The following is a 25,849-nucleotide window of genomic DNA, read 5'->3' as shown; positions in this document are numbered from 1 at the left end:
GGCCCCCTTGACCCGTCCCGTCGAGGTCCCATACCTTACCGCACAGACTGATATATCAGTTGCTCATTAGTCGGCTCTCAGAATGGTGCGCAGATGGCAACGGACGCCCAGTCGATCACCACGACCACGACTCCCGCCTCACTCCAGGCCCTCCCGCTCAGCGAGCTCGACCCGGAGGTCGCCACCGCGGTCGCCGCCGAGCTGCACCGCCAGCAGTCGACGCTGGAAATGATCGCGTCGGAGAACTTCGCCCCGGCCGCCGTCATGGAGGCCCAGGGCTCGGTCCTCACCAACAAGTACGCCGAGGGCTACCCGGGACGCCGCTACTACGGCGGCTGTGAACACGTGGACGTCGTCGAGCAGTTGGCCATCGACCGGGTCAAGGACCTGTTCGGCGCCGAGGCCGCGAACGTGCAGCCGCACTCGGGCGCCCAGGCCAACGCCGCCGCGATGTTCGCGCTCCTCAGCCCGGGCGACACGATCCTCGGTCTCGACCTGGCACACGGCGGTCATCTCACCCACGGCATGCGCATCAACTTCTCCGGCAAGCTCTACAACGTCGTGCCGTACCACGTGGGCGAGTCAGACCTGCGCATCGACATGGACGAGGTCGAGCGGCTCGCGCGCGAGCACCGGCCCAAGCTGATCGTCGCCGGCTGGTCGGCCTACCCCCGCCGCCTGGACTTCGCCGCATTCCGGCGCATTGCCGACGAGGTGGGCGCCTACCTCATGGTGGACATGGCGCACTTCGCCGGGCTCGTCGCGGCCGGACTCCACCCAAGTCCCGTTCCGTACGCGGACGTTGTCACGACGACGACGCACAAGACTCTCGGCGGCCCACGCGGCGGGGTGATCCTCTGCCGGGCCGCTCTCGCCAAGAAGATCAACTCGGCGGTCTTCCCCGGGCAGCAGGGCGGGCCCCTTCAGCACGTCATCGCGGCGAAGGCGGTGGCCTTCAAGGTGGCGGCGAGCGAGGAGTTCAAGGAGCGCCAGCAGCGCACCCTGGACGGCGCCCGCATCCTGGCCGGACGCCTGCTCAGCGACGATGTGGCCGAGGCCGGGATCACCGTGCTCACCGGTGGCACCGAGGTCCACCTGGTCCTCGTCGACCTGCGCGACTCCGCGCTCGACGGGCAGCAGGCCGAGGACCGCCTGCACCGCGTCGGCATCACCGTCAACCGTAACGCCGTGCCGTTCGACCCGCGCCCGCCGATGGTCTCGTCCGGCCTGCGCATCGGCACACCGGCGCTGGCCACGCGCGGCTTCGGCGCCGAGGAGTTCCGTGAGGTCGCCGACATCGTCGCGGGGGCGCTCAAGCCCGAGCACCTCGGCGAGGAGCAGGCGGGCCTGCTGCGCGACCGGGTCGAGAAGCTCGCCCACGCCTTTCCCCTGTATCCGCACCTGTCCCGCCCGAACGGAGACGCGGCATGACCGCCCAGCCGCAGCCGAAGCTGCCGGAACACCCGGACTTCCTCTGGCGCAATCCCGAGCCGCGCTCCTCGTACGACGTCATCATCGTCGGCGCGGGCGGCCACGGCCTCGCCACCGCCTACTACCTCGCGAAGGAACACGGCATCACCAATGTCGCGGTCCTGGAGAAAGGCTGGCTGGCCGGCGGCAACATGGCCCGCAACACCACCATCATCCGGTCCAACTACCTGTGGGACGAGAGCGCGGCGATCTACGAGCACGCCCTCAAGCTGTGGGAAGGGCTCCCCCAGGAGCTGGACTACGACTTCCTGTTCAGCCAGCGCGGGGTCCTCAACCTCGCGCACACCCTCCAGGACGTCCGCGAGGGCATGCGCCGCGCCAACGCCAACCGGCTCAACGGAGTCGACGCCGAATGGCTCGACCCGGACCAGGTCGCCGAGGTCTGCCCCATCCTCAACGTCTCGCCGGACACCCGGTACCCGGTGCTCGGCGGCACCTTCCAGCCCCGCGCGGGCATCGCCAAGCACGACCACGTCGCCTGGGCGCTCGCCCGCCGCGCCGACGAGATGGGCGTCGACCTGATCCAGGGCTGCGAGGTCACCGGCTTCGTCAAGGACGGCGAGAAGGTCGTGGGTGTCGAGACCAACCTCGGTCGCATCAACGCCGGCCGGGTCGGGCTCGCGGCCGCCGGGCACAGCAGCGTGCTCGCCGAACGGGCCGGAATCCGCCTCCCCGTCCAGTCTCACCCCCTCCAGGCGCTCGTCTCCGAGCTGCACGAGCCGGTCCACCCCACCGTCGTCATGTCCAACCACGTCCACGTCTACGTCTCCCAGGCACACAAGGGCGAACTGGTGATGGGCGCGGGTGTCGACTCGTACAACGGCTACGGGCAGCGCGGTTCCTTCCACGTGATCGAGGAGCAGATGGCCGCAGCCGTCGAACTCTTCCCGATCTTCGCGCGGGCGCATGTGCTGCGGACCTGGGGCGGCATCGTCGACGTCACCCCGGACGCCTCGCCGATCATCAGCGCCACTCCCGTGGAGAACCTCTTCGTCAACTGCGGCTGGGGCACCGGTGGTTTCAAGGCCACGCCGGCGGCCGGCTGGACCTTCGCGCACACCATCGCAACGGGTGAGGCGCACCCGTTGAACGCCCCCTTCGCCCTGGACCGCTTCACGACGGGCGCACTGATCGACGAACACGGCGCCGCGGCCGTGGCCCACTGAGAGGACGCTGCTGCGATGCTGCTGATCGACTGCCCATGGTGCGGTCCCCACAACGAGAGCGAATACCACTACGGGGGCCAGGCCCACGTTCCGTACCCCGAGAACCCCGCCGACCTCGACGACGGGCAGTGGGCCGAGTACGTCTTCTACCGCGACAACCCGAAGGGCCCCTTCGCCGAGCGGTGGATGCACAGCCACGGCTGCCGCCGCTGGTTCAACGCCCTGCGTGACACCGTGAGTTACGAGGTGCTCGCCACCTACCGGCTCGACGAGCCGCGCCCCGAACCCCACGTCACCGACCCGGCCGGAGAGCAGCGATGACCGACCAGCAGTTCCGGCTCGGCGACGCGGGCCGCGTCGACCGCACCACCCTGCTCCACTTCACCCTTGACGGACGGGAGCTGACCGGCCACCCGGGCGACACCCTCGCCTCCGCCATGCTGGCGAACGGCATCGTGGAGGCCGCCCCGTCGCTCTACCTCGGCCGTCCCCGCGGCATTGTCTCGGCGGGCGTCGAGGAGCCCAACGCCCTGGTGCAGCTCGGCGGTTCATGTTCGGAGGGCATGCTCCCCGCGACGACGGTGGAGCTGTACGACGGCCTGTCCGCGACGACGCTGTCCGGTATGGGACGGCTCGACCCGACCCCCGACCCCGCCGTCTACGACAAGAAGTACGTCCACACCGACGTCCTGGTGGTCGGCGCGGGCCCGGCCGGGCTCTCGGCCGCCGCTGCCGCCGCCGAATCCGGCGCGCGGGTCATCCTGGTGGACGACCAGCCCGAGCCCGGTGGGGCGCTGCTGTCCGGACGCACCCGACCGGAGTGGGTCGCCGAGGTACGCGCAGCACTCGACGCCGCGTCCGAGGTCACCGTCCTGACGCGCACCACCGCGTTCGGGTCGTACGACGACAACTACGTCCTCGCCCTGGAGCGGCGCACCGACCACCTCGGCGCCGGCGCCCCCGACCCGTCCTCGGGCGTCTCGCGCCAGCGACTGTGGCACATCCGCGCCCGCCAGGTCGTCCTGGCGACCGGCGCGCACGAGCGCCCGCTGACCTTCGCCGGCAACGACCGTCCCGGTGTGATGCTGGCCGCGTCCGTACGCACGTACATCAACCGGTACGGCGTGACTCCGGGCAGGCGAGCCGTGGTCGGCACCACCAACGACAGCGCGTACGACACGGTCGCCGATCTGCACGCGGCCGGGATCGACATCGCCGCCGTCGTGGACGCGCGCGTCGAACTGTCCCCGCGGGCAGCCGAGATCGCGGCGACGACCGGGGTTCGGGTCCTCACGGGCAGCGCGGTGGCCGACACCGCGGGCGAGTCCCGGCTCACCGGCGTCACCGTCCAGGCCCTCGACGCCGACGGCCGACTCGTCGGCGAGACAGAAGAGTTCGACTGCGACCTGCTCGCCGTCTCGGGCGGCTGGAGCCCGGTCGTCCACCTCCACAGCCAGCGCCAGGGCAAGCTGCGCTGGGACGACGACCTGGTCGCGTTCGTACCCGACGGCACGGTTCGGCACCAGCAGACCGTCGGCGCGGCGCGTGGGACGTACGGTCTCGACGGAGCACTGGCCGAAGGCGCCCGGGCCGGCGCGCTGGCCGCGACCGAGGCAGGGTTCCCCGTCCCGGTGTCCGCGGCGCCGTCCGCGGACGCACGGCCCGACGTCCGCGCCCTGTGGCTGGTGCCCTCCCCCGTCGGCGAACCCGGCACCTGGGACACCCACTTCGTCGACCTCCAGCGCGACGTCACCGTCGCCGACGTCTGGCGGTCCACCGGCGCCGGCATGCGCGGCGTCGAGCACGTCAAGCGCTACACCTCCCTCGGCACGGCGAACGACCAGGGCAAGACGTCCGGCGTCAACGCGATCGGCGTGATCGCCCAGGCCCTCGGCGCGGGCGCGTCACCCGGCGAGATCGGCACCACCGCCTACCGGGCGCCCTACACCCCGGTGGCCTTCGCGGCCCTCGCCGGGCGTGAGCGCGGGGACCTCTTCGACCCGGAGCGCACCACGTCCGTCCACGGCTGGCACGTCGCCCACGGCGCCGAGTTCGAGGACGTCGGGCAGTGGAAGCGGCCCTGGTACTACCCCCGGCCCGGCGAGGACATGGACGCGGCCGTCGCCCGCGAGTGCCGCGCGGCCCGTGAGGGTGTGGCGTTCATGGATGCCACCACCCTCGGCAAGATCGAGATCTGGGGCGCGGACGCGGGCGAGTTCCTCAACCGCGTCTACACCAACGCCTTCAAGAAGCTGAAGCCCGGCATGGCCCGCTACGGCGTGATGTGCAAGCCGGACGGCATGATCTTCGACGACGGCGTGACGCTGCGCCTCGACGAGAACCGCTACTTCATGACCACCACGACCGGTGGCGCCGCCGGGGTCCTGGGCTGGCTGGAGGAGTGGCTGCAGACCGAGTGGCCCGAGCTCGACGTCCACTGCACCTCGGTGACCGAACAGTGGGCGACGGTCGCCGTCGTCGGCCCGAAGTCACGTGACGTCATCGCGAAGCTGGCTCCCGGACTCGACGTCTCCGCCGAGGCGTTCCCCTTCATGGCGTTCCGCGAGACGACGCTGGTCTCGGGCATCCCGGCGCGTGTCTGCCGGATCTCCTTCTCCGGTGAGCTCGCCTTCGAGATCAACGTCTGCGCGTGGTACGGCCGGGCCGTCTGGGAGCAGGTGTACGAGGCCGGGCGGCCGTACGACATCACTCCGTACGGCACCGAGACGATGCACGTCCTGCGCGCCGAGAAGGGGTTCATCATCGTCGGCCAGGACACCGACGGCACCGTCACCCCGCAGGACGCGAACATGGACTGGGTGGTCTCCAAGCGCAAGGACTTCATCGGGAACCGGTCCCACTCCCGCGCCGACACCACTCGTGCCGACCGCAAGCAGCTGGTCGGCCTGCTGCCCACCGACCGTACGACGCGACTGCCCGAGGGATCCCAACTCATCGCGCAAGACACGCCGTTGACACCCGAGGCCGGGCCGGTTCCCATGCTCGGCCACGTCACCTCCAGCTACCACAGCGCCGCACTCGGCCGCCCCTTCGCCCTCGCCCTCGTCGCCGGCGGGCGGGCCAGGATCGGCTCGACCCTGCTCGCCCCCGTGGGCGACGACCTGGTGCCCGTCGAAGTCACCGACTCCGTCCTCTACGACCCCGAAGGGACCAAGCGCGATGGCTGAGCCCACGAACGAGGCGCGCACAGACCTGTCGGCACTGCGCGTGAGCCCATTGGCGCACCTCGCGGAGCGGATGCGGGACGCCGCCGTCACCGGGACCCGCGGCGTCACGCTGACCGAGCGGCCCTTCGTCAGCATGGTGAATCTTCGCGTCAGCCCCGCGTCCGCGGCGGCGATCCGCGTCGAGAAGACCCTGGGAGCACCGCTCCCCCGCGAGCACGGCGAGACCACCTCGTCCGGCGCCCACACGGCGTTCTGGCTCGGACCTGACGAGTGGCTCGTGCTGTCCCGGACCGAAGAGGGTGTCGCGGCCGCCGAGTTGAGGGAAGCACTCGCTGCGGATCCGGGCTCCGTCGTCGACGTCTCGGCGAACCGCACCACCCTCGAACTGAGCGGCCCGGCCGCCCGGGAGGTGCTGGAGAAGGGCTGCCCGCTGGACCTGCATCCTCGGGTCTTCGGTCCGGGCCGGGCGGTGTCGACCACGGTGGGACCGATCGCGGTCCTGCTCTGGCAGGTCGACGACGAGCCGGTGTACCGGCTGCTGCCGCGTTCGTCCTTCGCCGACTACCTGGCGCGCTGGCTCATCGACGCGATGAGCGAGTTCCGCGGCCCCGAGCTGCCTTGACCCCGTCGCGCACATGCGACGTGTACGCGGTCCGCGTCAGCCCCGCCACTCACACGGCGGGGCCGACGTGGACGGCCCGGCGCTTCGTCGGACGCCAACCTCACGCCGACGCCGGGCCGGTCACCGCACGCAAGCGGACCCTCTCGACATGGTCATCACGACCGAGCGCGACTCCGGCCTGGACATGAGGGCCACATGCAAGGAGGCCGCCCGACGGCGGCCTCTCCGCCAACGTCACCGATTGCGGACACCATGACTGATTCCCAGGCTTCCGCCGCGCCCCCCGCCGCCTCGCCGACCGGCTCCTCGCCGACGGACCCCGCCACGGCAACGGTCGAGCACGTGCTCACCCTCGACTGCCCCGAGGCACCCGGCATCGTCCACGCCGTCTCGCGGTTCCTCGTCGAGCACGGCAGCGACATCATCGACAACCAGCAGTTCGGCGACCGTCGGGACGGCCACTTCTTCATGCGGGTGCGCTTCGCCGCCGGCCGCGAGAACACCACACAGGTCATGCGCGACGACTTCGCCGCCGTGGCCGCCCCCTTCGCCATGCGGTGGCACATCGAACCGGTCAGCACCCGCCGACGCGTGCTGATCATGGTGTCCCGCTACGACCACTGCCTCAACGACCTGCTCTTCCGCACCCGCAGCGGCGACCTGCCCATCGACGTGGTCGCCGTCGTCTCCAACCACCGCGACCACGAGGCACTCGTCGCCTGGCACGGCATCCCGTTCTTCCACGTGCCGGTGACTGCCTCGACGAAGCCCGCAGCCGAGGCCCGGCTCCTCGAGCTCATCGACTCGTTCGACGTCGACCTCGTCGTGCTCGCGCGCTACATGCAGGTGCTCTCCGACGGCCTGTGCGCTCAGCTGCCCGGCCGTCTGATCAACATCCACCACTCGTTCCTGCCGAGCTTCAAGGGCGCCAAGCCCTACCACCAGGCTCACGACCGCGGCGTCAAACTCGTCGGCGCGACGGCCCACTACGTCACCGCCGACCTCGACGAAGGCCCGATCATCGCGCAGGAGGTCATCAGCGCCGACCACAGCCACACCCCCGAGGACCTGGCCGCCATCGGCCGCGACGCGGAATCGGCGGCCCTGGCCCGGGCCGTCCGCTGGCACTGCGAAGGCCGCGTCTTCGTCCAGGGAAGGCGCACGGTGGTGCTCCGCTGACGAGCGGACACGGACACTGCCGGGGGGCTCACGGCCTTCTGGCGGTCCGCTGTCTCCACGTCGGTTCCCAGACGTCGGCGTCCGGGGTCCGCGCCCGGGTCGCCTCCAGGTGGGCGCGGAAGGCGTCGAGCGCCGGATGCCGGTTGTCGCCGCGCCAGATCAGGGACATCGGATAGACCGGCGTCGGGTTCCGCACCGGAATGCGACGCAGGTCATAACTGTCGGGCCAGAGATAGCGCGATCCTTCGCCGACGAGGGTCGCGAGGTCGGCTGAGTCGGCGATCTCGTCCAGCAGCGCCTCGTTCCCGAAAACGGGCCCGATGACATCGATCGTGAGCCCGAATGCGGCGGCGAACTCGTCGTAGTAGTCGGCCCACTCGGTGCCGGGTGCCATGCCGGGCATCCAGATGCGGTGTCCGGCGAGTTGTGCGGGCGTGACGCTGTCGGCATCGGCCAGCGGATGGGAGGGCCCGACGAGAAGCTCGTGCGGGTCGTCGATCACTCGGGTCGTCCTGATCGAGGCCGGCAGGTGACGCTCGGCGACGGTGATCGCGTGGAACGTGGCATCGATCGTCCCGGCTGCGACTGCGGCGATCGCGGTGTCGACATCGGCGTTCAGGGTCACGACGTCGAGGTCGATGTCAGGACGCGTGCGATAGAAGTCCTGGAGAAGCACCGCCGGCGCGATCCGCCGGTTGATCACGTCGACGCGCAGGGCGCGCCGGCCGGGGCGCACGGAGGCATCGGCCCGGTCCTCCGCCCGGAGGAGTTCGCGGGCGTGGGGCAGGAACGCCTGGCCGTCGATGGTGAGCTCGGCGCCACGTGGTGTGCGGGTGAACAGCCGTACTTCCAGGTCCTTCTCCAGGGCGGCGATGCGCTTGGAGACGGCTTGCTGGGTGATCGACAGGGCTGCGGCGGCTTCCTGGAACTGGCCGGCGTCCACGGCCGCGACAAAGGTGCGCACAGCGTTGAGATCCACTCGCCCACTCTATTCACACCGCGCCGGGGCGGTCGTGACGGCGGGAGGACGGCGCGCTGCCGTGCCCACGGTGCGCAACACCGAACCCGTCCGCGTACACCTGATAGGAACGGCGCTCCCAACGTACCGGGGGACCCGTTGTCGTCCGCGGATCGGCGGACGACAACGGGAAGAGCGGACTCAGCGCGGGTCGACCGGCGAGCGAAGGTCAGGCCGGCAGTCGCTCCAGCAGCGCCCCGAAGTCCGTCCCCGGCGGCAGCGTCCCGAAGGCGAGTCCGCGGTCCCCGGCGAGGCGCGAGGCGCAGAACGCGTCCGCGACAGCGGCCGGCGCGTGGCGGACCAGGAGCGACCCCTGCAGCACGAGCGCCGCACGTTCGATGACCCGGCGGGCCCGCAGCGGCGCGTCCTCGGTGAGGACGAGTTCGCCCTGGAGCTCCTGCCAGGCCGCGTCGAGCCGCCGGTCACCGCCCGACGCCGCCTCGATCTCCGTACGGAACGCCTCCAGGGATTCGGGCTCGCGGCCCAGCGCCCGCAGCATGTCCAGGGCGTTGACATTGCCGGAGCCCTCCCAGATGCCGTTGAGGGGGGCTTCGCGGTACAGGCGGGGCATGCCTGACGCCTCGTCGTATCCGTTGCCTCCCAGGCATTCCAGGGCCTCGGCGACGGCGGCGGGCTGCCGCTTGCAGACCCAGTACTTGCCGACGGCGGTGGCCAGGCGCAGGAAGGTGCGCTCCTGGGCGTCGCCTCGCTGGGCGCGGTCGGCAGCGCCCGCGAGCCGGAGGCCGAGCGTCGTTGCCGCCTCCGACTCCAGGGACAGGTCGCCCAGGACGTTGCGCATCAGGGGCTGGTCGATGAGCTTGGCGCCGAACACCGAGCGGTGGCGGGTGTGGTGCGCGGCCTGCGCGAGGGACTCGCGGATGTGGCCGGCGGAGCCCAGCACACAGTCGAGCCGGGTCATGGTCACCATGTCGATGATGGTGCGCACGCCCTTGCCCTCGTCACCGACGAGCCAGGCCACGGTGTCGTCGAACTCGGGCTCGCTGGAGGCGTTCGAGCGGTTGCCCAGTTTGTCCTTCAGGCGCTGGATGCGGAAGGTGTTGCGGCTGCCGTCCGGGAGCACCCGCGGCACCAGGAAGCAGGAGAGACCGCCGGGCGCCTGCGCCAGCACCAGGAACAGGTCGTTCATCGGGGCGCTGGTGAACCACTTGTGACCGCGCAGCCGCCAGGTCCCGTCGGCCTGTTCGACGGCCGTCGTCGTGTTGGCGCGCACGTCGGTGCCGCCCTGCTTCTCCGTCATGCCCATACCGGCGAGCAGGCCTCGCTTGCCGGTCGGGTTGCGCAGGCCCGGGTCGTAGACGTTGCTGGTGAGCAGCGGCTCGTACGTCTTGGCGAGGTCGGGGGCGCGGCGCAGCGCCGGGACGACGGCGTACGTCATGGAGACCGGGCACATGTGGCCCTGCTCCAGCATGGTGGCCAGCATGAATGTGCCGGCCCGTGCCACGTGGGCGCCGGGGCGTTCGTCGGCCCACGCGGAACCGGCCGCGCCGGCGCCCACCGTGGCGGACATCAGCGAGTGGTAGGCGGGGTGGAAGTCGACCTCGTCGATGCGGTTGCCGTAACGGTCGTGCGTGCGCAGTTCCGGCTCGAAGCGGTTGGCCTGGTCGGCCCAGGTCCGTGCCTCCTCGCTGCCGACGACGCGGCCGAAGCGGTGCAGTTCGTCGATGTGCCACTCGGCGCCCTCGCGACGGATGCCTTCGAGCAGTACCGGGTCGTCGGCGGCATCGTGACCGGTCAACGGCGGTGCCTGATTGGTCACTTCGTGCGTCACGGCGGTGGGGTTGCTGGGCATGGGGGCCTCCTCCAGGGGAGAGGGTGGGAATCAGTCGGTCGGTGCGCCCGCGCAGCGCAGCGCCGCGGCGGTGAGGTCGGTGAGGAGTTCCTCGGTGGTGTTCTCGTCGGGGGTGCCGAGCGGGTCGACCAGCACCTCGCCGATGGCTCCGGTCAGGGCGGCCGCGGTGATCTCCGCGTTCTGCGGGGGCAGTTGACCCGATGCCACTCCCTCGCGCACCACCTCGGCCCACAGCGCGCGGTAGCGGCGGCGGAAGTCGAGCCGCTCGGCGCCCACGGCGGGTTCGGCGGGCGCGGCGAGCAGGGCGTAGGAGAGGCCACGGTTCTCCAGGGCTCGGCGGGCGAACACCTCGACGCCGCGGCGGAGCCGTTCGACGGGGTCTCCCGGACCGTGCAGCACCTCGCCCAGGACGTCGACCTCGCGCCCCGCGGCGCGACGGAAGACCTCCACGGCGAGGGCGGCCTTGGACGGGAAGTGCTGATACACGGAGCCGGCCGCGATGCCCGCCGAGTCGGCGACAGCGGTCACGGACGCCTGTGACCAGCCCACCTCCGCCACGACCGAGGTGGCGCAGGAGACAAGACGCTCTCTCGCGGCTTCGAGCCGACTGATTTCGGCTGGGGTCTTGCGGTAGGCCATGAAAGAAGTGAACCATGATTCAGACTTTCCCGCCATGGTCGGTTCCGCCGATCCGGCTCGTCAGGAGAACGTGATGCACCTCAGTGCCCTGCTGGACAGCGTGGTTCGCTCGGCCGGCGACAAGGAAGCCGTCGTCTACCGCGAACAGCGGTGGAGCTACCGGGAGTTCGCCGAAGCGGCCCGGCGCGCCGCGACGGTGTTGAGCGACGCCGGACTGCGGCCGGGCGACCGTCTCGCGGTCATGACGTACAACACCCCCGCCTTCCTGTTCGCGGCGTTCGGCGCCTGGTACGCGGGCGCCACCCTGGTGCCCGTCAACCACAAGCTCCAGACGGCCGAGGTGGAGCGCCAGCTGCGGCACTGCGGGGCCCGGCTGGCGCTCGTCGACGTGGAGATCGGCGAGCGGGCGACCGCGGCCGACGTGGACGTGACGTGGCTGGTCAGCCACGCCGACGCCGATGCGGCCACGCGACCCGCGGACTCCTTCGAGTCCCGCCTGGCGGGCGCCGAGCCGTGGCGCGCCGAAGCGGGTCCGGACAGCGACATCGCCCAGATCCTCTACACGTCGGGCACCTCCGGGACCCCCAAGGGCTGTGTGCACACGCACCGCAACATCGCCCTGACGGCCGGGTACACCGCGGACACGATCCCCCTCCGGGCCGAGGACCGGTTCCTGATCTGCATGCCGATCTGGCACGCGTCCCCGCTCAACAACTGGACGCTGGGCACCCTGGTGCGCGGGGCCACGGTCGTGCTGCAGCGCGAGTACGACCCGCGCGGCATGCTGGAGACGATCCAGCGCGAGCGGGTCACCGCGATGTTCGGGGCTCCGATCGCGCTCATCGCCCCGGTGCAGAGCGTCACCGACTTCGCCGACTTCGACCTGACGTCCGTGCGTGCCTGGATCTACGGGGCCGGGCCCCTGGACGCGGACACCGCACGCAGGCTGATGAAGGCGTACGGGTCGGACGACTTCCACCAGGTGTACGGGATGAGCGAGATGGGCCCGGCGGGGACCTCGCTCTCCCCCGCCGAGCAGGTGACGAAGGCCGGGTCGATCGGGCGCGGCGGCATGACCGGCGTGGACCTGCGGGTCGTACGCCCCGACGGCACGGACGCCGGTGCGGGCGACACCGGGGAGATCTGGCTGCGCTCCGAGACCCGCATGATCGGCTACCTCGGCGACGAGGCAGCCACCGCCGAGGTGTTCGCGGGCGACTGGTACCGCAGCGGCGACCTCGGCCGGGTCGACGAGGACGGCTTCGTCACGATCGTGGACCGGATGAAGGACGTGATCATCACCGGCGGCGAGAACGTCGCCTCACAGGAGGTGGAGGGCGCGCTGCGCGGCCACCCGGACGTGCTCGACGTCGCCGTCGTCGGCAGCCCGCATCCGCAGTGGGGCGAGACGGTGGTGGCCGTCGTCGTGCCGCGCGACGGTACGGAACCGGATCTGGCGGGTGTGCGCGCGTGGCTGGAGAGCCGGATCGCCCGCTACAAGATCCCGCGCGAGCTGGTGCTGCGCCAGGAGCTTCCCCGCACGCCGTCGGGGAAGATCACCAAGCATGTACTGCGGGCCGAACTGGCAGCGATGGCAGGGGTGTCGGGCGGCTGACCTCACGCGGGTGCGGCCCGGTGCCGGCCGGTTGCCGGCGTCGGCACCGAGCCGCCCGCCGCGCCCGGCAACGGACCGCGCGAGCGGTAGGACGCCGTCCCGGGTGCGGGCACGGGCCACCCGACGGGTCCGGCAGGGCCGGCGCCCGCGTAAGGTCACCGCATGGCCGAGGAGCAGGTGGAACGCACACGCAGAGGGCGCGGGCGGCCGCGGCAGGAGCATGTCACCGGGGCGGTTCTCGACGCTGCCGTCGAGCTGGTGGCGGAGAGCGGCATGGGCGCTCTGACCATGGACGGCGTCGCGGCGCGCGCGGGGGTGAGCAAGCCGGCCGTGTACCGGCGCTGGCCCACCAAGCAGGATCTCGTCATCGCGGCGGCGGAGTCCCGGATCGGGCCGCTCACCGTGCCCGACATGGGGGACTTCCGGGCCGAGTTGCGTGCCGTCCTGACGGCGCGCATGGAGGCGTACCGGCAGCCAGGTGTCGACCGGCTGCTGGCCGGCGTGATCGGCACCGCCGCGGAGGCGGAGTCGGAACCCGGCGCGTTCCGCGACTACACGGCCCGAGTGATGGGCGAGACACGGCACCTGCTGGAGCGCGGGGTGGCGCGCGGCGATGTGCGTTCCGACGTCGACGTGGCCGACGCGGCGACGCTGGTGGCGGCGGCGCTGGTCTTCCGGATGGTCGGCGAGCAGCAGCTGCCGGACCAGGCTCTCGTCGACTCGGTCGTGGACATGATCGGCCGGGCGGTCGGCACCCGGCCGTGACTCAGGACTGACGTTCGTCATCTCCCCGGCGCGCAGGGCGGTTTATCGCCCTGCGCGCCCTTTGTCATGCCTGGATGTCACCTGGGCATCCCGTGCGCGGCACCGGAAAACAAACCGGAAAACAACTCGCCCGGACCCCTTGCCCTGGCGCGATCCAATATCGATACTGCCGGTTACGTAATAAGTGCCAGTCGTCGGAAGGAACCCTCATGCAGGACGTCGCCTCGACCCCTGTGACCGACCCCAAGCCGGTCCTGGACAAGCCTCTGATGCACTACGGGCGCCGCGTCCTCGAGCGGCTCGCTCCCGGCGCCGAGCAGACGGAGTACAAGCGGATCGAGATCAGCCCGCTCACCCCGCACCTGGGCGCCGTCATCGGTGGCGTCGACCTGACGCAGCCGATCGACGACGAACTCGGTGAGGAGCTGCGTCAGGCGCTCCTCGAGTGGAAGGTGATCTTCTTCCGCGGTCAGACCGGCTTCACCCACGAGCACCACATGGCGCTCTCGGGCCTGTGGGGCCCGCCGGAGCCCAACCCCTTCTTCGGGAAGACCGACACCGTCGGCATCTCCCTCCTGGCCAAGGACGCCAAGGCCGCCGGCAAGAAGAACATCTGGCACAGCGACCACTCGTTCATGGTCAACCCGTCCCTCGGCGCAGTGCTGCGCGCCATCGAGGTGCCCGCAGCTGGGGGCGACACGATGTGGGCCGACATGGCCGCCGCGTACGACAACCTGCCCGAGGACCTCAAGGAGCGCATCGAGAACCTCACCGCCGTGCACGACTGGGAGGCCAGCTGGGGCGCCCTCATGAACGACGAACAGAAGGCCGCCTTCCGCGCGAGGTATCCGCAGGTTGAGCACCCGATCGTGGTCCGCCACCCTCGCAGCGGCCGCAAGACCCTGTACGTCAACGAGCCGTTCACCCGGTCCATCAAGGGCGTCTCCGAGGCGGAGGGCCGTGAGCTGCTCGACACTCTGGTCCTCCAGGCGCGCATCCCCGAGTTCCAGATCCGCTTCAACTGGGCAGCCGACTCGATCGCCATCTGGGACAACATCGCCGTCCAGCACTACGCGGTCAACGACTACTTCCCGCAGCCCCGGGTGATGGAGCGCATCGCCATCGCCGGTGTCCCGCTGTCCTGACCCCCCGCCCGGCCCGCACCACCCGCCGGCTGTGGTGCGGGCCGACCCGCCCCTGCGTTGCCGTCTCCCCTCCGTCCTTTCAGGAATTCCCCTTCAGGAGAACCCATGACCGCGGCACCCACCGTGCCCCAACAGCCTGTTGGGGCCACCGAAGCCACCGGCAGAAGCAACGCCCGCGCCTGGATCGTGACCGGGCTGCTCGTGGCCTTCATGATGGTCAACTTCGCCGACAAGTCCGTACTGGGGCTTGCGGCCGACGAGATCCGTGCCGACCTGCATCTGAGTGCCACTCAGTTCGGGCTCGCCAACAGCGCGTTCTTCCTGCTGTTCTCCGTCGCGGCCATCGTCGTGGGCATGCTGGCCGACCGGGTGTCGCCCAAGCTGCTCATCCTGATCATGGCGGTGCTGTGGTCCGTGGCGCAGGTCCCGGCGGCGATCGGCGGAGGGCTCGCGGTGCTCGTGGCCTCGCGGGTGTTCCTCGGGGCGGCGGAGGGGCCGGCCTTCCCGGTGGCCCAGCAGGCCAGCCTGTCCTGGTTCCCCAACGAGAAGCGCAACCTGCCCGGCGCACTGATCACCGTGGGCGTGACCCTCGGCGTGATCGTGTCGGCGCCGACCCTGTCCTGGGTGATCCAGAACCACGGCTGGCGCGCCGCCCTGTGGGTGCTCGCCGTCGTCGGCGCCGTGTGGTGCGTCGCCTGGGTACTCTTCGGCGCCGACAGCCCGCGCGGCCGCAAGACCGTCGCCGCAGCCGCCACGGCCGACGACGCGCCGCAGGTGCCGTACCGCAGGATCTTCGCCAGCCGCACCTGGATCGGCGTCACCCTGACCTACCTCACCAGCTACTGGACCGTGGCCCTCATGCTGGTCTGGCTGCCGTCGTACCTGCGCAACGCCCTGGACTACTCGGCCGGCACCGCCGGGACGGTCGTCGTCGCGCCGTGGGCGGTCGGCGCCCTGGTCCTGTTCGGCCAGGCCGCCCTCACCGGCCGGCTGATGCGCCGCGGCGTGAGCAGCAAGCGCGCCCGTGGGCAGGTCGGCGGCTGGATCATGGCCATCGGCGCGGCCTGCTGCCTGGCCGTGCCGCTCACCGACTCCGTGGTCGTCCAGACCGTGCTCATCTCCCTGGGCTTCGGCTTCGGCGGCTCGTACGCCTCGGTCGCGGCGACCACCGTCGCCGAACTCGCCCCGCCGGCCCGCAGCGGCGGCGCCCTCGGGCTGATGAACGCCATCGTCACGGTGGGCGGCCTCGTCGCCCCGGCCGTCGTGGGCGCGCTCGTCGACGCCCACGGCGAGGCCGGGTACCACCAGGCCGTCCTGGTGTCCGGCGTGCTGATCGCGGTCGGCGCGGTCCTGGCGTTCGCCCTGATCGACCCGGAGCGCGACCGCGCCCGGCTGGTCGGCTGACCGGTCACCGGTCCGACCCGCGACTCCACGGAGGTCGGCCCCTAGGATGGGCCGACCTCCCACGCACCCCCATCCCCCCGCGCATTACTAGGAGTTGACCGTGAGCGCCCCAGCAGCACTCGACACCGCCCCCCTCGACCAGGCGGTCGGCGACCTCAAGGAGCACGCCAAGGCCTGGACGGAGACGGCGCTGCCCGAGCGGATCGCCCTCCTGGAGCGGATGCTGCCGCGGATTTCCGACGGCGCCGCCGCGATGGTCGCCGACGCGGCCGAGGCCAAGGGCTACCCGCAGACCTCGGAGTGGGCCGCCGAGGACTGGATCAGCGCGCCCTGGGCCCTGGCCCAGACGATCAGCGCCTACCTGCACGTGCTGCGTCGTCTGGCCGCCGGGCACAAGCCGCTGGACGCCAAGGCCGTGCGCAGCCACGAGGGCCGCACCGTCGTCGACGTCTTCCCCGTCACCCTCTCCGACCGGCTGCTGCTCAACGGCTTCACCGCGCAGGTGTGGACGCTGCCCGGCACCACCCCTGAGCAGACCCTGGCCCGTGCCGCGGGCGAGTACCGGGGCCGGCCCGGCGAGGGCGCCGTCTCCCTGGTGCTCGGCGCCGGCAACATCGCCGCGATCACCCCGCTCGACATCCTGCACAAGCTGTACGCGGAGGGCGAGGTCGTCCTCGCGAAGATGAACCCCGTCAACGACTATCTGCGCCCGCACTTCGAGAAGGTGTTCAGCGAGTTCGTCGACCGCGGCTTCGTCCGCTTCGTCGACGGCGGCGCCCCCGAGGGCGCGTACCTCACCGGCCACGAGGGCATCGACTCCATCCACGTCACCGGCAGCGACCGCACCCACGACGCCATCGTGTGGGGCACGGACGAGCAGGCCGAGCAGCGCAAGCAGGACGACACCCCGCTCAACGACAAGCCGTTCACCAGCGAGCTGGGCGGCGTCAGCCCCTGCATCGTGACGCCGGGCCCGTGGAGCGACGCCGACTTCCGCTTCCAGGCCGAGCACATCGTCACCAGCAAGCTGAACAACTCCGGACACAACTGTGTCGCCACGCAGATCCTCGTGGTGCCCCGCGAGTGGGACGGCACCGAGAAGCTGCTCGCCGAGGTCCGCAAGGTCCTGCGCGAACTGCCGCCGCGCGCCGACTACTACCCGGGCGCCGCCGCCCGTGTCGGCAAGGTCACCGCCGCCCACCCGCAGGCCGAGACGCTCGGCATCGACGACTCCTGCCGCGTCCTGGTCCCGGAGATCGAGGGCCTCGACGACGTGATGCTGACCGACGAGGTGTTCGCCAGCGCCCTCGGTGTCGTACGGCTTCCGGGCGAGGACGCGCCTCAGTTCCTGCGCGCCGCAACGGAGTTCGCCAACGACAAGCTGCCCGGCACGCTCGGCGCCACCCTGCTGGTCCACCCGAAGACCGAGCGCGCCCACCGCGCCGCCGTCGCCGAGGCCGTCGCCGACCTGCGCTACGGCACGCTCGGCGTCAACTGCTGGTCGGCGTTCGGCTTCCTGCTCGGATACACGCCCTGGGGCGCCTTCCCCGGCCACACCCGCCAGGAGATCGGCAGCGGCATCGGCTTCGTGCACAACGCGTTCATGCTGGAGGACGTGGAGAAGACCGTGCTGCGGGCGCCGTTCGCGCCGTCGCCGCGCGGCCTGTTCACCGGCTCGCCGTCGCTGTCGCCGCGCCCGCCGTACTACGTCACCAACCGCACCGGACGCACCACGATGGAACGCCTCACGGCGTACACCACCGACCCGAAGGCAACCAGGCTGCCGGGCATCTTCGCGTCGGCCCTGCGCGGCTGAGCGCGCTGACCGTCCGGGTCAGGAGCTGAGGATCCGCGCCTTCTCCGCGGCGAACTCCTCGTCGGTCAGCACGCCTTGGGCCTTGAGGTCGGCGAGCTGGGTGAGCTGGGAGACGCGGTCCCCGGCGGCCGGCGGCGCGGCCGGGGGCGCGGCCGGCTGCTGCGGCGGCGGCGCGGACTGCTCCGCCCACGCCTGCTGCTGGGCCTGCGCCTCCGCCTGCCGCCGCATGTCCCGCTGACCCATGCGGCGGTCCACACGGTTGGAGACGGCGGAGGCGGTACCGGAGATCACCGCGGTGCGCGCGATCGTGCCCAGAAGGCCCGGTCGTCCGAATCGCTGAGGCATACCGATCTTCCCCTTCGTTCCGAATCTTTCGGTGTCACGCGGAGTCGAGCGCGGCGATCGCCTCGACGACGGCGCCCCGCGGGATGCGTTCGAGATACAGCAGTTCGCCCCGGGACTCCCGCACCGCCGTCGCCATGCGGGCGGCCCAGGTGTTCTCCCAGGCCAGAATCATGGCCGACGACTCCGGAGGGAGGTCGTCCGCGACGGTCTGGAGATCTTCGTCGCTGAGCAGGTCGAACTGGGCGTCGGCGATCTCCTTGAACCCCTTGGCCACTTCCTCGTCCGCCAGCTCGACGACATCGACGGATCCGTCGGCCGCCTTCCGGACGAAGGTCAGGTCGAGGATGCGTACGGTTCCGTTCTTCTGCAGCTCCCGCAGCGCGGGAGCGACGTCACCGTTGAACCGGTTGCCCTCGAAGGCGATCACGGCGACGTCGACCGGTCCGACGGTGTCGGCATTCAGGCCACTGGGCACGAGCGTGTCACCTTCCCTGAAGTGCATTACGGACATAACGGAGCATAAAGCGACGAACCTAGGATGCGCGAGCCGCGCAGAGAGGCCGGCCCCGTGGAAGTGGCGACCGGCGCGGCGTGATCACCACGCCTCCGTCTCGGGCGACTGGGGCAGCCGGGGCGTGACGTGCCGTTCCCGTGCCCGCAGCCGCAGGGCGAGCAGCGGGAAGATCAGAACCGAGATCATCGCCGCGCCGACCAGGGCCGCCGCCTCGCTCCTCTTCACGACGCCCTCGTCCAGACCGATGGCCGTGATCGCCACTACGAGCGGAAGGCAGGTGGAGGAGTAGATCGTCAGCGCCCGCCGGCTGGGCGCAGACAGGTCCCGCGGCGCGAGAACGTACGCCGGCAGTCCCCGTACGACCACGAAGAGGACGAGGAAGACAGGCAGCAGCACCAGCGCGCGACCGCCTTCGAGGAGCGACGCGAGGTCGAACTCGATACCGGTGACGATGAAGAAGATGGGGACGAGAAAACCAAAACCCATCGACTCCACTCGCGTGAGGATCTCCTCGCTGCTCTCCGGTGCCGCGCCCTGGAGCACGAGACGGGTGAGCAGTCCGGCGGCGAAGGCACCGAGGAGCACGTCGAGGCCGAGCTCCTGCGACAGCGCCAGCATCGCGACCAGCAGGAGCATCACGAATCGGACAGCGAACTGTGCGCTCGTGTGCAGAGTGGTGCGGATGACCTTGCTGAACCACGGCCTGCGCGGGCGCAGGGCCCAGAAGACGGCGGCCGCGGTGATGGCGGCGAAGAGAGCGAGAACCACCGTTGCCGCCCCGGGTCTGCGGCCGCTGAGCAGTACCGCCATCGCGATGATGGGCCCGAACTCGCCGACCGCACCGAACGCCATCATCACCGTGCCGAACCGGCCCTCCAGATCCCCGCTGTCCCGCAGGATGGGCAACACCGTGCCCAGCGCCGTACTGGTCAGCGCGGTGCCGATGATCACGGTCGCCGGGGGGTCGAGACCGGTCAGGGCGAGTGCCACACACAGCCCCAGAGCCAGGGAGACCAACCAGGCCAGGACGGAACGGCGCAGGGTGTCCCCCCGGATGGCGGCGAACTGGATCTCGTAGCCGGCCAGGAAGATGAGCATCGACAGGCCGAGGTCCGAGAGGACATTGATGACCTCTCCTTCGTGCGCCCAGCCGAGTACGTCGGGACCGATGAGAATCCCCAGCACGATCTCGAAGATGACCACGGGGATACGGACCCACAGGCCGACGCCGTGCGCCAGCAACGGTGCCAGAACGGCGGCGGCCATGATGAGGATGAGCGTTCCCGCCTGTCCCACACCGTCCCCCTGTTCCGCACCGGATCATGTTCTTCCGACCATCGGCGCTACCGACGCCCGGCGCATGCGAGAACGGACCGTGCGGGTGAGGGCGGCGGCCAGGGAGCCGAGGTGGCGGTACGACCCGTGACAGCCCGCAGGGACCAGGCCGTTCCGCACCGGCCTCCTGTGCGCCGGGACGACCGCGAGGCGCACGGCAGCCCTGGGGTGCCCAACTCGCCCCGAGTCGCTACCTGTTCTCCTCCAGCCGATTCCGCCGAGACGTGTTGAGCCGGGCCGCCTGGCGCGTCAGATGGTCGCGCTCGGCGAGGTTGGGTGCCTTGTCGGCCGCCTCCGCGTACAGCTGTGCCGCCGTCGCCAGGTCGCCGGCACGCTCGTGGAGATACGCCGCCACCGCGGTGTGTCGGGGCAGCGAGTCGGTCAGCTCCGCGAGCGCCGCGAGGCCGGCACGTGGTCCGTCGGCCTCTCCGACGGCCACCGCGCGGTTGAGCCGGACGACCGGGCTGTCGGTCAGGCGCGCGAGCTCGTCGTACCACTCCACGATCTGCACCCAGTCGGTCTCCTCGGCGGCGGGCGCGTCGGCGTGGAGTGCCGCGACGGCGGCCTGGGCCTGGAACTCGCCCAGGCGGTCGCGGGCGAGGGCCGCCTGGAGGATCTCGACGCCCTCGGCGATCAACTCGGTGTCCCACCGCCCGCGGTCCTGCTCGGCGAGCGGCACCAGACTGCCGTCGGGCGCGGTGCGTGCGGCGCGGCGGGCGTGATGCAGAAGCATGAGGGCCAGCAGCCCCCTCACCTCGGGGTGGTCGATCGCGGCCGCGAGCTGCCGGGTGAGACGGATGGCCTCGGCGGCGAGGTCTATGTCACCGGAGTAGCCCTCGTTGAAGACCAGGTAGAGGACGCGCAGCACGGTGGCGACGTCGCCGTGCTGGTCGAACCGCACGTCGGCGACGGTGCGCTTGGCCCGGCTGATGCGCTGCGCCATGGTCGCCTCGGGCACCAGGTAGGCCTGGGCGATCTGGCGGGTGGTGAGCCCGCCGACGGCGCGCAGGGTGAGCGCGACCGCGGAGGACGGCGTCAGCGACGGGTGGGCGCACAGGAAGTAGAGCTGGAGCGTGTCGTCCGCCGCGGGTGCGGGTCCGGGTGCCGGTTCCTCGTCGAGGCGGTCCTCACGCCGACGGCGGGCGGCGTCCGACCGGGTGGCGTCGAGGAACTTGCGCCAGGCCACGGTGACCAGCCAGCCCTTCGCGTCCCGCGGAGGGTCGGCCGGCCAGGCGCGGACCGCCTCGACCAGCGCGTCCTGCACGGCGTCCTCGGCCGCCGCGAAGTCGGCTCCGCGGCGGACGAGGATCCCGAGCACGCTCGGTGTGAGGCTCCGGAGCAGCGCCTCGTTCATCGGTACGGTCACTCCGTGATGCAGTGTTCCGCGGACAGGAACGGGCGCACTTCGAGCCATTCGTGGATCGGCTTCCCGCCCGCGCCAGGGGCGGCCGACAGCTCGCCGGCCAGCTCGACGGCGCGCTCGTAGGTGTCGACGTCGATCACCATCCAGCCGGCAATGAGGTCCTTGGTCTCGGCGAACGGTCCGTCGGTGACTGGCGGGCGCCCCTCGCCGTCGTAGCGGACCCACGCCCCTTCGGCGGCGAGCGCCTGGCCGTCGACGAACTCGCCGGTCTTCTCGATCCGGTCCGCGAAGTCCTGCATGTACTGCACGTGTGCCGAGATCTCCTCGGGCGTCCACTGCGCCATGGGGACGTCGTTGACCGAAGCCGGAGCGCCCCGGTAGTGCTTCAGCAGCAGGTACTTGGCCATCGTGCTCTCCTCGGTGCTGGTGCGACCCATTGTGGTCGCTTTCACCTCAGGGACGGAGCCAACCACGGGTTCTCGACATCGCCGTGCACATTTCTTGGGGCCTCGTGGATGAGGCTGGTGAACGACGTCGCCGGTGCCCACGGGGCTCATCGCACGTGGCCTGGGTCAGCTGTGCCGCAGGGCGGCGAGGGTGCTGTTCAGGTCGGTGCGGTCCGTGCGGTTGTAGGGAAGTTTTCCGAGCAGGGTGGCCATGGCACAGGAATTGGACAGGGCGGAGTAGACGAGGCCGGCGGCGATGCCTGCGGAGAGCAGCTGGAAGGCGGGGTGGATCACCAGGCCGAGGAGGAGCCCGAGCAGGACGACGGAGCCCGCGGTCAGGCGGACTTGGCGGTCCATGGCCCACTTGGGTGCAGAGGTGGATGCCGTCCGGTACAGGTCCCCGCCCGCGGAGGCCCAGGCGGCGGTTCCGCCTTCGAGGCCGGCGGCGGGGATGCCGTTACGGGACAGGGTGACGGTCGCGTTCTGCGAGCGGGTGCCTGAGGCACAGACCACGAGCAGGTCGCTGCGGTCGGCTGCCTCACGGAGGGCGGGCAGCGCGCGCTCGAGGTCGTCGAGGGGGATGTTGTGGGCGCCGGGCAGGTGTCCGCCCGCGTATTCGCCGGGGGTGCGCACGTCGATGACGACCAGGGTGTGCAGGCGTTCACGGACGGCACTGGTGGCGAGGGTCGTGTTCATGGGTTTCTGTCCTTCTGTTGTGCTGGGGCTGGGGCTGGGGCGGGTCAGATGATGCTGTCGAGGAGCATGAAGGCGGCCACGGCCAGCAGGACGTAGGCGAAGACGTGCTGCAGACGGTTGCCGGAGATCTTCGCGGCGAGGCGTTTGCCGTCCCAGGCGCCGAGGACCGCGGCTGCGGTGAAGGGGGCGATGACCGCCCAGTCGAGGGCGTCGCCGGTGCCGGTGCGGGTGGCCAGTGCGGCGAGCGAGTTGACGACGATGACCAGGAGGCTGGTGCCGACGGCGGCCTTCATCCGCAGGCCGAGGACGCCGACGAGGGCGGGTACGGCGAGAAACCCCCCGCCGACGCCGAGCACGCCGGTGACGGCGCCGAGCCCGGCTCCGGACCCTGCGGCGCTGAGCGGCCGCACCGGTCCGTCCTGTACGGGACGGCTCGGACCGAGCATCCGCCAGGCGGCGAGCGCGGCGATCACCGAGAAGGCGATGGTCAGTACGGAGGCGGGGACATGGCCTGCCGCGAGGCCGCCGAGCATGGCGGGACCGATGCCCGCGGCGGCGAATAGCAGACCGGACCGCCAGCGAACGTTGCCGTCCCGGGCGTGAGCGACCAGCGAACTGATCGATGTCACGGTGACGATGATCAGGCTCGCGGTGGTGGCGGCAACGGGGGTGAAGCCGAGCAGGTATATCAGTGCGGGCACGGCCAGAACGCTGCCGCCCCCGCCGAGCCCGCCCAGCGCCAGGCCGATCGCCGCGCCTGCCACCAGGGCAAGGATGAGCACGCTCAGATGACGGTTCCTGCGGCACCGTCGACATCCTGGACGGGCAGTCCATGGTGGGCCCATGCCTGCGTACCGCCGATGACGTCGTCCGCGTACGAACCCTGTTCAAGCAGCGGACGGGCAGTATGCCGAGGCCGCCGCCCGGAGCGGCAGATCTGTACCGAGCGTGCTGCGGCCTGCGTGCTCGGCACCCGCGCTCCGGCCTCGAGCCGGGAGAGCGGCAGATGCCGCGCGCCGGGGGCGTGACGGGGACCTGTATCGGAGCCGGAATCGGAAGCGGGACCGGGACCGGGACCGGGACGGAAAACGGGCATGGCGGGGCTGGGACTCCTCTCGGTGTCGATCAGGGGGCTCAGGCAGCGGAGCGGACAGTCAGACCGGCCTCTGCCGCGTGGTCGAAGCCGTCGTCGACGGCGACCACGTCCCGCCCGGCCGCGTCCAGCAGCGAGGCCGCGATCCCGGCCCGCATGCCGCCGGCGCAGTGCACCCACACCTGCCCGGCAGGCACTTCGTCGATCCGCTGGTGCAGAGCGTGTACGGGAATGTGGACCGATCCCTCGACGTACCCGCCGGCGCGCTCGGAGTCGCGGCGCACATCCAGGACCACCGGCGGCACCTCTGCCCGGGAGAGCTCGGCGGCCAGGTCGGCGAAGGCCGCCCGTCGGAACGAGGCAGGAACCCGACCGGGGCGCAGCCAGTCGGACGGACTGCCGGTGGCGGCGGCTGCGGGGTGGTCGATCCCGACGCGGACCAGTTCGCGCTGGGCGTCGGCGAGCTGCTGGGGCGTTTCGGCGAGCAGGGTGACCGGCTTGCCCCAGGGGATCATCCACGCGAGATACGTGGCGATCTTGCCGTCGGCCTCGAAGTTGAACGAGCCCGCGACATGACCCTGGGCGAACGCGACGCGGTTACGCAGGTCCACCACCCACTCACCTGCTGCGAGCCGCGCGCCGATCTCCTCGGCGTCCGCGTGCCGGGGGGCGGTCAGGTCGACGGGGTCCGGGCCGGCGGAGTTGGCCGGGCCCATGTGCGCGTAATAGGCGGGGGCGTCCTCCAGGCCGGCCAGCAGACCGGCGACGAAGGAGTCGACGTCCTGGACCAGGGCGGCGTTCACGGCCTTCTCGCGGCCGAGGGTGCTCGCGTCGCCCTCGGCCTGTCCGGAGGAACAGAAGCTGCCGAAGCCGTGGGTCGGCAGGATCGACGTGTCATCGGGCAGCTCGGCGGCGAGGCGGTGCGCGGAGGCGTGCTGAGCGCGGGCCAGGCTCTCCGTGAGGCGGGGTTCGACCAGGTCGGGGCGGCCCACGGTGCCCATCAGCAGGGAGCCGCCGGTGAACGCGGCGACCGGTGCTCCGGCTTCCTCCAGGACGTATGCGGTGTGGTGCGGAGTGTGACCGGGGGTCGCCATGGCCCGCACCGACAGTTCCTGGTCGATCTCGATCACGTCGCCGTCGTGGACGGGGACGCGGGCGAAGGAGACGTGCGCGGCGGCCGGCACCAGGTAGGAGGCGCCGGTGACCCGGGCCAGTGCCAGGCCTCCCGTCACGTAGTCGTTGTGGATGTGCGTCTCCACCACGTGTGTGATGCGCACGCCGCGGCGCGCTGCCGCCGCGATCACCTGGTCGATGTCACGCGGCGGGTCCACTGCCACGGCGGCCCGGGCACCCCCGGCCAGGTAGTGCCGGTTGCCCAGACCCTCGATCTCGATGGTGTCGACGAAGAACACGTGCGTCCCACTTCCTCATGGATACCCCCCCGGGTATTAATTTCACCGTAACAGATTACCCCCGGGGGTATACTCGGAGGAGATTCGCCCCGTTCATCCGGACTCGGGTACAGACACCGTGACCGGCCGCGAACGAGGCAGCGGGCAGACTGGACCACGCGCTCGTCCAACTCACCAAGGAGCCCCACCGATGACCCCGACCGTGCCGAACCCGGCCGCCAAAGGCACTGCGGACACCACCACCGAAGACGAAGCCTCCGCCCGCGCGGTGCTCAACCGCCTGCGGCGCGCTCAGGGGCAGCTGGCAGGAGTCATCACGATGGTCGAGGAAGGCCGCGACTGCCGGGACGTCGTCACGCAGCTCGCAGCGGTCAGCCGCGCGCTGGACCGCGCCGGCTTCAAAATCCTCGCGAGCCGCATGCGCGAGTGCCTGACCGCCACCGAGGACGGCGGCACCCCCACGATGAACGAGGCAGAGCTCGAAAAGCTCTTCCTCACGCTGGCCTGACTCACCTCCCGCCCGGGAGCGGGAGGCCCTCGATGCAGCGGTGCTCGATCCGTGGACGGCAGGGATGTCTGCTCACCGAGCGGTCTCCCGCACCGTCGTCGTCAAGCGGATCCTGAACGGCCAGGCGCCGCATGCCCACCGGCGGCTGCGGACCGAGCCGCCGGCCGCGCTGCGGTTCCTCGGCAAGGACATCGGGACCGGCCCCGCGCCGCGCGTCATCGCCGCTGACACGGACGGCGACGGCCAGACGTGGCGGCGGCGCGTCGACCACGCCGTACC

23 protein-coding genes are annotated in these 25,849 nt (G+C 71.2%); 12 read left to right on the top strand and 11 right to left on the bottom strand.

Going from position 1 to position 25,849, the window contains the following annotated elements:
* Nucleotides 1-93 precede the first annotated feature (93 nt).
* The 6 genes from glyA (at nucleotide 94) to purU (ending at nucleotide 7,646) form a co-directional block, all read left to right on the top strand.
* A complete protein-coding gene (gene glyA / locus ACZ67T_RS30710) occupies nucleotides 94-1,431 on the top strand; it encodes a serine hydroxymethyltransferase (protein ID WP_469988245.1) in 1,338 nt (445 codons plus the stop codon).
* A complete protein-coding gene (locus tag ACZ67T_RS30705) occupies nucleotides 1,428-2,657 on the top strand; it encodes a sarcosine oxidase subunit beta family protein (RefSeq protein WP_469988244.1) in 1,230 nt (409 codons plus the stop codon). The genes glyA and ACZ67T_RS30705 overlap by 4 nt, the downstream gene beginning before the upstream one ends.
* Nucleotides 2,658-2,672: 15 nt before the next feature.
* The gene (locus ACZ67T_RS30700) at nucleotides 2,673-2,978 is read left to right on the top strand and encodes a sarcosine oxidase subunit delta (protein WP_469988243.1); all 306 of its coding nucleotides are present in this window, start codon (nucleotides 2,673-2,675) and stop codon (nucleotides 2,976-2,978) included.
* Nucleotides 2,975-5,845 (top strand): sarcosine oxidase subunit alpha family protein, encoded by a 2,871-nt coding sequence (locus tag ACZ67T_RS30695; RefSeq protein WP_469988242.1) that lies wholly within the window; start codon nucleotides 2,975-2,977, stop codon nucleotides 5,843-5,845. The genes ACZ67T_RS30700 and ACZ67T_RS30695 overlap by 4 nt, the downstream gene beginning before the upstream one ends.
* Nucleotides 5,838-6,467 (top strand): sarcosine oxidase subunit gamma, encoded by a 630-nt coding sequence (locus ACZ67T_RS30690; RefSeq protein ID WP_469988241.1) that lies wholly within the window; start codon nucleotides 5,838-5,840, stop codon nucleotides 6,465-6,467. The genes ACZ67T_RS30695 and ACZ67T_RS30690 overlap by 8 nt, the downstream gene beginning before the upstream one ends.
* 252 nt (nucleotides 6,468-6,719) lie before the next feature.
* Nucleotides 6,720-7,646 (top strand): formyltetrahydrofolate deformylase, encoded by a 927-nt coding sequence (gene purU, locus ACZ67T_RS30685; protein WP_469988240.1) that lies wholly within the window; start codon nucleotides 6,720-6,722, stop codon nucleotides 7,644-7,646.
* A 28-nt stretch (nucleotides 7,647-7,674) separates the two neighbouring features.
* Here purU and ACZ67T_RS30680 read toward each other — a convergent pair whose 3' ends face one another.
* The 3 genes from ACZ67T_RS30680 to ACZ67T_RS30670 form a co-directional block, all read right to left on the bottom strand.
* The gene (locus ACZ67T_RS30680; protein WP_469988239.1) at nucleotides 7,675-8,625 is read right to left on the bottom strand and encodes a LysR family transcriptional regulator; all 951 of its coding nucleotides are present in this window, start codon (nucleotides 8,623-8,625) and stop codon (nucleotides 7,675-7,677) included.
* A 208-nt stretch (nucleotides 8,626-8,833) separates the two neighbouring features.
* On the bottom strand, nucleotides 8,834-10,474 hold the full coding sequence (locus ACZ67T_RS30675; RefSeq protein ID WP_469988238.1) for an acyl-CoA dehydrogenase family protein: 1,641 nt from the start codon (nucleotides 10,472-10,474) through the stop codon (nucleotides 8,834-8,836).
* A gap of 30 nt (nucleotides 10,475-10,504) precedes the next feature.
* A complete protein-coding gene (locus tag ACZ67T_RS30670) occupies nucleotides 10,505-11,113 on the bottom strand; it encodes a TetR/AcrR family transcriptional regulator (protein ID WP_469988237.1) in 609 nt (202 codons plus the stop codon).
* A gap of 73 nt (nucleotides 11,114-11,186) precedes the next feature.
* Here ACZ67T_RS30670 and ACZ67T_RS30665 point away from each other — a divergent pair, with 73 nt between their 5' ends.
* The 5 genes from ACZ67T_RS30665 to ACZ67T_RS30645 all read left to right on the top strand — a co-directional run bounded on the left by ACZ67T_RS30665 (nucleotide 11,187) and on the right by ACZ67T_RS30645 (nucleotide 17,858).
* Nucleotides 11,187-12,728: a class I adenylate-forming enzyme family protein gene (locus ACZ67T_RS30665; RefSeq protein WP_469988236.1), complete on the top strand. Its 1,542-nt coding sequence runs from the start codon at nucleotides 11,187-11,189 to the stop codon at nucleotides 12,726-12,728.
* Nucleotides 12,729-12,890: 162 nt separating this feature from the next.
* Complete coding sequence (locus tag ACZ67T_RS30660; protein ID WP_469988235.1) at nucleotides 12,891-13,493, top strand: TetR/AcrR family transcriptional regulator; 603 nt, start codon at nucleotides 12,891-12,893, stop codon at nucleotides 13,491-13,493.
* Between the two features lie 209 nt (nucleotides 13,494-13,702).
* Nucleotides 13,703-14,638, top strand: coding sequence for a TauD/TfdA dioxygenase family protein (locus ACZ67T_RS30655; RefSeq protein WP_469988234.1), 936 nt, complete (start codon nucleotides 13,703-13,705; stop codon nucleotides 14,636-14,638).
* A gap of 105 nt (nucleotides 14,639-14,743) precedes the next feature.
* Nucleotides 14,744-16,042 (top strand): MFS transporter, encoded by a 1,299-nt coding sequence (locus tag ACZ67T_RS30650; protein WP_469988233.1) that lies wholly within the window; start codon nucleotides 14,744-14,746, stop codon nucleotides 16,040-16,042.
* 100 nt (nucleotides 16,043-16,142) lie between these two features.
* A complete protein-coding gene (locus tag ACZ67T_RS30645; RefSeq protein WP_469988232.1) occupies nucleotides 16,143-17,858 on the top strand; it encodes an aldehyde dehydrogenase family protein in 1,716 nt (571 codons plus the stop codon).
* A gap of 18 nt (nucleotides 17,859-17,876) precedes the next feature.
* On the opposite strand, the gene ACZ67T_RS30640 is transcribed toward ACZ67T_RS30645, so the two are convergent.
* The 8 genes from ACZ67T_RS30640 to ACZ67T_RS30605 form a co-directional block, all read right to left on the bottom strand.
* The gene (locus ACZ67T_RS30640; protein WP_469988231.1) at nucleotides 17,877-18,203 is read right to left on the bottom strand and encodes an SHOCT domain-containing protein; all 327 of its coding nucleotides are present in this window, start codon (nucleotides 18,201-18,203) and stop codon (nucleotides 17,877-17,879) included.
* A 34-nt stretch (nucleotides 18,204-18,237) separates the two neighbouring features.
* Nucleotides 18,238-18,678: a DUF6325 family protein gene (locus ACZ67T_RS30635; RefSeq protein WP_469988230.1), complete on the bottom strand. Its 441-nt coding sequence runs from the start codon at nucleotides 18,676-18,678 to the stop codon at nucleotides 18,238-18,240.
* A 120-nt stretch (nucleotides 18,679-18,798) separates the two neighbouring features.
* Nucleotides 18,799-20,013 carry a cation:proton antiporter gene (locus tag ACZ67T_RS30630; RefSeq protein ID WP_469988229.1) on the bottom strand — a complete coding sequence of 405 codons (1,215 nt, stop codon included), beginning with the start codon at nucleotides 20,011-20,013 and terminating at the stop codon, nucleotides 18,799-18,801.
* A 229-nt stretch (nucleotides 20,014-20,242) separates the two neighbouring features.
* Entirely contained in the window at nucleotides 20,243-21,406 is a 1,164-nt protein-coding gene (locus tag ACZ67T_RS30625; RefSeq protein ID WP_469988372.1) for an RNA polymerase sigma factor, read from the bottom strand.
* An 8-nt stretch (nucleotides 21,407-21,414) separates the two neighbouring features.
* Nucleotides 21,415-21,822: a YciI family protein gene (locus ACZ67T_RS30620; protein WP_469988371.1), complete on the bottom strand. Its 408-nt coding sequence runs from the start codon at nucleotides 21,820-21,822 to the stop codon at nucleotides 21,415-21,417.
* Between the two features lie 165 nt (nucleotides 21,823-21,987).
* Nucleotides 21,988-22,557, bottom strand: coding sequence for a rhodanese-like domain-containing protein (locus ACZ67T_RS30615; protein WP_469988228.1), 570 nt, complete (start codon nucleotides 22,555-22,557; stop codon nucleotides 21,988-21,990).
* A gap of 44 nt (nucleotides 22,558-22,601) precedes the next feature.
* Nucleotides 22,602-23,345: a sulfite exporter TauE/SafE family protein gene (locus tag ACZ67T_RS30610; protein ID WP_469988370.1), complete on the bottom strand. Its 744-nt coding sequence runs from the start codon at nucleotides 23,343-23,345 to the stop codon at nucleotides 22,602-22,604.
* Between the two features lie 346 nt (nucleotides 23,346-23,691).
* Nucleotides 23,692-25,062: a rhodanese-like domain-containing protein gene (locus tag ACZ67T_RS30605; protein WP_469988227.1), complete on the bottom strand. Its 1,371-nt coding sequence runs from the start codon at nucleotides 25,060-25,062 to the stop codon at nucleotides 23,692-23,694.
* Nucleotides 25,063-25,252: 190 nt separating this feature from the next.
* Between ACZ67T_RS30605 and ACZ67T_RS30600 the strand changes: the two genes are divergently transcribed.
* Nucleotides 25,253-25,570 (top strand): metal-sensitive transcriptional regulator, encoded by a 318-nt coding sequence (locus ACZ67T_RS30600; RefSeq protein ID WP_469988226.1) that lies wholly within the window; start codon nucleotides 25,253-25,255, stop codon nucleotides 25,568-25,570.
* The last annotated feature ends 279 nt before the right edge of the window (nucleotides 25,571-25,849 follow it).

Source organism: Streptomyces sp. NPDC107517 (genome assembly GCF_055582645.1).
Note: the sequence above shows the minus strand (reverse complement) of the source record. Positions and strands in the feature narration are given on the sequence as shown.